The sequence below is a fragment of the Sulfuricaulis sp. genome (genome assembly GCF_049587675.1).
GTDB lineage: Bacteria > Pseudomonadota > Gammaproteobacteria > Acidiferrobacterales > Sulfurifustaceae > Sulfuricaulis.
In genome coordinates, this window is the sequence record NZ_JBAVEJ010000261.1 from 1 (window position 1) to 2,353 (window position 2,353).

At 60.8% G+C, this 2,353-nt stretch carries 2 protein-coding genes; one reads left to right on the forward strand and one right to left on the reverse strand.

All coding sequences use genetic code 11. The features are described from left to right. Positions 1-23 precede the first annotated feature (23 nt). On the forward strand, positions 24-389 hold the full coding sequence (locus WB402_RS13640; protein ID WP_424208767.1) for a TusE/DsrC/DsvC family sulfur relay protein: 366 nt from the start codon (positions 24-26) through the stop codon (positions 387-389). Positions 390-468: 79 nt separating this feature from the next. Here the strand turns inward: WB402_RS13640 and WB402_RS13645 are convergent, their stop codons facing one another. Next, on the reverse strand, positions 469-2,274 hold the full coding sequence (locus tag WB402_RS13645; protein ID WP_424208769.1) for an ABCB family ABC transporter ATP-binding protein/permease: 1,806 nt from the start codon (positions 2,272-2,274) through the stop codon (positions 469-471). Positions 2,275-2,353 lie beyond the last annotated feature (79 nt).

Sequence of the window (2,353 nt, forward strand, 5' to 3'; positions counted from 1 at the left end):
ACCAACATGCATGGAGGTGAAACATGCCTGACATCATGAAGTTTATTGTTGGCGAAGGTTCGATCGAGAAAGATCCGGCAGGCAATCTGCTCGGGCTGGGCGAGTGGTCGGAAGACATCGCCAGGAAAACGGCGGCGGATCTCGGCATCACGCTCACGCTCAAACACTGGGAAGTGATTAATTTTTTGCGCGATCATTACCGCATGCATGGCCCGGCGAAGCATGCTCGTCATCTGCTCCAGCCTCTGGAGGAGAAATTCGCCGGAAAAGGCGACCGGAAATATCTTTATCTCCTGTTTCCGGGCGGCGTCATCACCCAGGCGAGCAAGATCGCGGGACTGCCGGCGCCTCCGGACAGCGTGGACTCTTCTTTCGGGACAGCGTTGTAACGGCAGGATTCCTGCTGTCCACTGCCACGCGCGCCACGGACGGGGTATGAATACCCGGTTTATCCCGTGATTTGATGCGTCAGCTACTCGCCGCCTCGAGCCGCTCGACTTCCTCTTCCTGCTGCTGCAGCGCCCACATATGGGCGTAAGCACCGTTGCGCACGAGCAGTTCGTTGTGCGTGCCGCGCTCGACGATACGACCGTGGTCCATCACCAGGATCTGGTCGGCGTCCATGATGGTGGAGAGCCGGTGGGCGATGACCAGGGTGGTGTGATTGGTGGCGATTTCCAGCAGTTCGGCCTGAATCGCCTTTTCGGTGCGCGAATCCAGCGCCGAAGTGGCTTCGTCGAACACCAGGATCGGCGGATTTTTCAGCAGCGTGCGCGCGATGGCCACGCGTTGTTTCTCGCCGCCGGAGAGCTTGAGGCCGCGTTCGCCTACCGTCGTGTCATATTGGTCCGGCAGCGATTCCACGAACTGGTCGATGTGTGCCGCCCGCGCTGCCTCGATGATTTCCTCGCGCACCGCATCCGGCTGCCCGTAAGCGATATTGTAATAAATGCTGTCGTTGAACAGCACTGTGTCTTGCGGCACGATACCAATCGCCCGGCGCAGGCTTTTCTGCGTCACCGCACGAATGTCCTGGCCGTCGATCAGGATGCGTCCGGTGGTGGCGTCGTAGAACCGGAACAGCAGCCGCGACAGCGTGGATTTACCGGCGCCGCTCGCGCCCACCACCGCCACTTTGTGCCCCGCGGGCACGTCGAAGCTGATGTCCTGCAGGATCTGGCGCCGGACGTCGTAGCCGAAGCTGACATGCTCGAAGCGGACCGCGCCGCCGCTGACCTTCAGTTCGCTGGCATCGGGCGCGTCGCTGACTTCGGTGTGACGCTCCAGCAGTCCGAACATGCGCTCCATGTCCGCCAGCGAGTGGCGGATTTCGCGGTAGACGAAGCCGAGGAAATGCAGCGGCATGTAGAGCTGGATGAGGAAGGCGTTAACCAGCACCAGATCGCCGATGCTCATGGTCCCGCGAACCACGCCCTGGCCGGCCATGAGCATGAGGATGGTCACGCCCACGGCGATGACCGCACCCTGACCTATGTTGAGCAGCGACAGCGAGGTCTGGTTGCGGACCGCGGCTTTTTCCCAGGATTGCAGGGTTTCATCGTAGCGGCGCGCCTCGAAGCCCTCGTTGCCGAAATACTTGACGGTTTCGTAGTTGAGCAGGCTGTCTATCGCGCGGGTGTTGGCCTTGGAGTCCATCTCGTTCATGTTGCGGCGGAAGATCATGCGCCACTCGGTGACCACGAGCGTGAACGCGATGTACACTACCAGCGTGACCAGCGTCACTACGCAGAACCACGGGTCGTATTTGACGAGCAGGATAATCGCCACGAAACCGATTTCGAGTATCGTTGGCAGGATGTTGAACAGCATGAAATTGAGCAGGAAGCGGATGCCCGCGGTGCCGCGCTCGATGTCGCGTGACATGCCGCCGGTCTGGCGTTCGAGATGGAAGCGCAGCGAAAGATTGTGCAGGTGCTCGAAGACCCTGAGCGCCACGCGCCGGATCGAGCGTTGCGTGACCTTGGCGAACACCATGTCGCGCAGTTCGCCGAACGTCGAGTTGGCCAGACGCAGGGCGCCATAGGCGACGAGCAGAAAGATCGGCAACGCCAGCGCGGCCCGGGACGGGCTGAGCGCATCTACGATTTCCTTGAGCACCAGCGGGACGGAAACGGTCGCGACCTTGGCGAGCGCCAGAAACGCGAGCGCCAGCACCACCCGCCCGCGGAATTCCCACAAGTAGGGCAAAAGCGATTTGATCGCTTTCCAGTCGCTCTGGCGGGCGGGGGGTTTTCCGTAATGTTTCGGGCGCATCGGCTTGGCGGCGTCAAAGCGTGGTTGGAACGAATTCTACCCGATCTGCGTCATATCCTTGTAATGATTGTCAGTGAAG